Raw genomic sequence first — 5016 nt, forward strand, 5'->3', positions numbered from 1 at the left:
AGTTATGATTAGGGAAAGCCACGGAAAAGCCCCTTGGTATATGCCAACTAATGTGCCTCAAAAAGATATATGGTTTTGGATAGATTTAGAGCGAATGAAAAACAGATTATCAGAAAAATCTGACTTAAAAAACATCAAAACTATTTTAGTTCAACAAGTTGAAAATTCTTCCAAAGATGGCTTCAAATATCCTATTGCAATAGATGCTGATATAAAATTTTATAATCAACATTTAACTTATGTAATAACTTGGTTTTCTTTGGCTTTTGTGAGTTTATTTATGTGGTGGATTTGGAGTAGGAAAAACTGATGTTACTCACTGCCCAAGCAGGGCGTCCATAGGATCTTTGGGTTTGTCAGCACCGCATCTATTTAGCCAATCACAATCATCAGCATTTGCACCCCAAGCGGTTGAGCCATAACCTGGGATTTGAACATCAAACACACTTCCAAAAAAGCCTTGATTTGATTTTCCGCCAAATACGCCGGTTTTATATATTCTTGGGTCATCTCTTTTATTTCCGAAGGTAATATCCAAGTTTTTATTTGAGAATAATGTTGGGTTTTCTTCATAAGATAAACTGCTACCAGAAAGTGATCTATTTATATAGGCTCTGCAATAGTTGAAGGCATCCATCCAGCCTTTGAAGTAAGTTTCATCTCTAACATATCGCATATCTTGCGTGAATTTATATTGAGATTTATAGAACTCATTACCATAAGCTGAAAAGCCAGAATAACAGCCATGTTGCCAACCTAATTTCCAAATTGGTGGTGCGTTTGGATCAGTCGCGTATGGCAAATCATAAAGCGGTGCTTTACCAGCCAACAAAGTTGTGCAAGAGCTTAATATTAGTGAAATTATTAATGTAATAAATATTTTCATTTAGCCATGTTTAGATGTCAATTATTACTAATTATAAATTAATCTCCTTAACCATAAATTGTCACCCCGCACTTGTTGCGGGGTTAACCATTATGTAAGCTCAATACTAAGTATTAGAAATCCTTTTAACCATTAACCCCGCAACAAGTGCGGGGTGACACTCAAATGGAAGACCGCATAAATTTAATATATGCTTCTTAATTAATCCCTTAGAATGTATAGCCTGTGCTACCTTGCCTAATATAATTCCATACATACCAACGGCAGTATAAATACGCATCTTGCCAAGCATTATAATAATCTTTGTTATTAATCATTTTATAGTCTTGCTTAAATTTGTAGCCAAGGGTTGTATAATAACTTCCTCCATAAGCAGAAATTCCAGAGTGGCAGCCATCTTCCCAGCCTTGAGTGTATTCAGGCGGGCCACCTTTTGGGGCTTCACCAATTCCAAAAGGCTTAGGTTGCCATAGATTAAGCGGGCGAAGAATATCCTCCTTAAAGCTTTCACAACTTGAAATTAAAATCGTGATAATAAATATTTTCAAAAACTTTATCACAAACCGATAATTCTTTGATATTGATAAATATATCTGCCACAATAGTTGAAGGCATCTTTCCAACCTTTATAATAAACTGGGTTTTGTGCCAAAGAAGAATCTTGCACAAAATCATAGAATGTTTTGTAATATTGGTTGGCATTCGCTGAAACCCCTGTATGACAGCCATCTTTCCAGCCTTTAAGATAAAGCGGGTTAACATCTTTATTTTTTTCCGTATCTTCATTTGGACCCTCATACATCCACCTCATTGTTGGGGGGCCAGCTATTGTTGGGTCAAAATATGAGCAGGAATTTAGAAAAGCCAAGCTCGCAAATAATATAAGAATATATTTCATATATTGCCCCCCAAGCTGTTGAGCCTTTCCCAATAGATTGAGCAATAAATAAAAGCATCTTTCCAAATTTGGGTATATACTTTATCATTTCTTAAAGTTGGATCATATCTATAATCAAACGCCTTAATTTGCTTATAAAATGGGTTTGAATAAGCATTTGCACCGCTTTCGCAACCATCTGCCCAGCCCTTGCGATAATTTTCTGGCCCCTTTGGTGGTGTAAGATTAAGTGAATAAGGTTGCAGACTCATTTTGCCGTAATAATCCGTATTGCAGGAAGATACCACAAGCAAACTTAGCATAAAAAATAATATTTTATATCGGGTCAACATCTATGTAATATGTGCAATAATTATGGCCTAAATTCCAGCCTTTGTGATATTCTTCATCGGTAGTTTTTCTATTGGCGTCAATGTAAATTTGATCTCTTGAGGTTTTTATATTTCCAATACCAATTGTTGCGATTGCACTATTGCAGCCATCACGAAACCCAACGCTATATGGGCTGTTATCTGCTGGTAATTCACCCATAAACATAGGGGTATCTTGCAGTTGGTTTTGCTCTCGCATAATTTGGGCTGGCGTTTTTGGAATATCAGTGCAGGCCGAAACCGAAATTATGCATAGTAAAGCAATATATATGTAGTTTTTTATGAGCAGAAATCTCCTTATGAATTATTTTATTGATTTTATTCTTTATTTCTCCCCCTGTTTACGGGGGGAGATTAAGAGGGGGGCTTTTTCTAAAGACTAACGACCAAAAACCAATTATGCCCCCACCCTAACCCTCCCCCGTAAACAGGGGAGGGAATAAATTTCAAAATCACAAATCATCATAACACAAAAACATTAAAATATCGTTAAGAAAGTTTTGAAATAAATTTTAGATAATTTTTAACAATTTATCATTTTCTTAATAAATTATTAACCTTTTTAGGTTATATTGGGGATAGTAACTGGAAGCTAGAAGATTTTAACTTTACCTCCAATTATCACCCCGCACTTACTGCGGGGATAATGGTAAAAGTGTTTATAAGTCTCAAGTTTTGAGCGTGATTTATAATTAACCCCGTGACATGCACGGGGTAACGCTAAATAGAAAAAACAAATAACTAAAAAAGCTAATTTATTTCTCCCTCTACCCTTTTATAAGGGGAGAGGGATTTTAAAAAACAAAAACTAACGAAAAAAAGGTGATTTATGATGAATTTTTTAATGCAAATCGGAAATCAACAACAAATGCAGGAGGCTCAAATAACGCCCACAAATGAGCAAGTCCTTACTAAATTTGTTGAACTTATAACAGCTAATATGAATAAAGGGTTAAGTATAGATGCTGCTTACAGATCAGCATATGAAGGCTTCAAAAGTTCTACAAATCGTAACTTTACAAATTTCGCTAATAATGTTTTAGGTAAAGATGGAAAATTAAATGAAGATTTATTTAATAAAGTATTCGCAGATACTAACAAAAATGATAATGGAAATTATAAAGTAAAATCAGCTATAAGGGGCGAAGGTTCTTTCAATAGTTTTACTAGCGTTAAAGTTAATAATAGTGCAATGGATATTAGTGGTTTGGTTATTGCGCAAACCCCAGCCCCAGCCAAAGCAGAGCAGAAAAAAGATAATTCTCTAATGCCTGCCAAAATTTATACTGGTGCAAGTTATAGTTTTGGTGAGCAAGATGTTAGCCCACTTGGTATTCCACAGCCAAATATATCTGTAGATAGGTATATTAGAGGTTCATTGTTTCCAAATAAAGGTGATAATGGAGTTTATGTATCATATGAGAATCAAGTTTTAGGTGCTGGCTTCACCCAAAGGAATGTAAATATTGCTGGTAAATCATTAACTTGGGGTGCTGGAGTTGGAGTTGGAGCATCAAATGGTGAGGGATTTATAGGAAAGTTTGACTATTCTGAATTAGTCGGTGTTGCACCAAAGCACCCAGCTTTATCTTTTGTAAAAAAAGAAACATTTGATGTTTTTGACCCGCAAACAGGCAATGTATCACAACAAGATTTTGTAACACAAGCAACCCCTGTTAATATTAATGCTTTTGCTGATTTGAAAATTAATGATAAATTTACTCTAACAGCCACTACCTCTGCTTATACTCAAGGGGCAGATATAAATTTAAGGCTAACAACCGGTAAAGGATTAAAAATTTTGGGGCAGAAAGCTAATGCTTACATTGGTGTAGGGGGAAGTTTTCAAAAAGGTGAAGCCCCTAAGCCAAGTGTTAATGTGGGTGCAAATTTATTTCTTGGTGCCTCAGTTGATGATTTGCCTTCATTAAAAGGTGTTTCGGGTGGTGAAAATATCTCCCAAGCTGAATTAGGTGCTGTGGCCTCAACCGCAACACCAATTAATGTTGAGATGCAACAAGAAAGAGGTAATGGAGTTGTTAGTTAGTTAGAAAATTAGATTAACTATCCAGCAAATCAATTTTTTCCTCATGGTTTGTGAGTTTATTCACAGCGTCAATATATGCTTTTGCGGAGGCGATAGTTGTATCAATATCAGATGCCGAGCCGTTGAAAAGTGCGGCCGATTTATTATCACGCAAACGAACTAAAACTTCGGCTTGAGAATCAATCCCTTCTGTAACAGCAGTTACATCATAAAGAACAAGGCGGGCATCTACATCAATCAGTTTTTTAATTGCCTTAAATATTGCATCAATAGGCCCTTGACCATTACTTTCAGCGGTTTTTTCAGAACCATTTATTTTAAGTGTAACAGAAGCCTTCTGCCCTTTACTGCCACAAGAAACATCAAGCGATACAAATTTAATTCCATCTTTACTTTTTTCACCATGGCGAGTTTCCTCACCAACTAAAGCAACGATATCTTCATCAAAAACATCTTTCTTTTTATCAGCTAAATCTTTGAATTTTTCAAAATATTCATCAAGCCTAGTTTCATCTATGATAAGGTTTAACTCTTTAAGTTTATCTTTGAAGGCAGCTCTGCCAGAGTGCTTGCCCATCACTAATTTATTGCGAGTTAAGCCGATAGATTCTGGCTTCATAATCTCATAAGTTTCAGCGTGCTTAAGAACGCCATCTTGGTGAATGCCTGATTCATGAGCAAATGCATTCGCCCCCACAATCGCCTTGTTTGCTTGAACTTGCAAGCCTGTAATGTTAGTTACAAGTTTTGATGCACGCATTATATATTCGCTTTTAACATCAATGTGGAAAGGCAGAATATCATTACGAGTTTT

At 35.8% G+C, this 5016-nt stretch carries 8 protein-coding genes; 2 read left to right on the forward strand and 6 right to left on the reverse strand.

Annotated elements, in window-relative coordinates; genetic code table 11:
- Positions 1–310 (forward strand): SURF1 family cytochrome oxidase biogenesis protein (locus SFT90_05460; protein MDX1949929.1); only part of this gene is annotated, 310 nt, incomplete at its 5' end.
- Positions 311–316: 6 nt separating this feature from the next.
- Here SFT90_05460 and SFT90_05465 read toward each other — a convergent pair.
- The 5 genes from SFT90_05465 to SFT90_05485 form a co-directional block, all read right to left on the reverse strand.
- Positions 317–886, reverse strand: a complete 570-nt coding sequence (locus tag SFT90_05465; GenBank protein MDX1949930.1) for a hypothetical protein — start codon at positions 884–886, stop codon at positions 317–319.
- A gap of 209 nt (positions 887–1095) precedes the next feature.
- Positions 1096–1434, reverse strand: a complete 339-nt coding sequence (locus SFT90_05470; protein ID MDX1949931.1) for a hypothetical protein — start codon at positions 1432–1434, stop codon at positions 1096–1098.
- 8 nt (positions 1435–1442) lie between these two features.
- On the reverse strand, positions 1443–1784 hold the full coding sequence (locus SFT90_05475) for a hypothetical protein (protein MDX1949932.1): 342 nt from the start codon (positions 1782–1784) through the stop codon (positions 1443–1445).
- Positions 1781–2086, reverse strand: a complete 306-nt coding sequence (locus SFT90_05480) for a hypothetical protein (GenBank protein ID MDX1949933.1) — start codon at positions 2084–2086, stop codon at positions 1781–1783. Before SFT90_05480 ends, SFT90_05475 begins: the two co-directional genes overlap by 4 nt.
- Before the next feature lie 13 nt (positions 2087–2099).
- Positions 2100–2354, reverse strand: coding sequence for a hypothetical protein (locus SFT90_05485; protein ID MDX1949934.1), 255 nt, complete (start codon positions 2352–2354; stop codon positions 2100–2102).
- 630 nt (positions 2355–2984) lie between these two features.
- Here SFT90_05485 and SFT90_05490 point away from each other — a divergent pair.
- Entirely contained in the window at positions 2985–4202 is a 1218-nt protein-coding gene (locus SFT90_05490) for a hypothetical protein (protein MDX1949935.1), read from the forward strand.
- Positions 4203–4215: 13 nt separating this feature from the next.
- On the opposite strand, the gene SFT90_05495 is transcribed toward SFT90_05490, so the two are convergent.
- The coding region (locus tag SFT90_05495; protein MDX1949936.1) for an alpha-isopropylmalate synthase regulatory domain-containing protein at positions 4216–5016 on the reverse strand (801 nt) is incomplete at its 5' end.

Source organism: Rickettsiales bacterium (assembly GCA_033762595.1).
Taxonomy (GTDB): domain Bacteria; phylum Pseudomonadota; class Alphaproteobacteria; order Rickettsiales; family UBA8987; genus JANPLD01.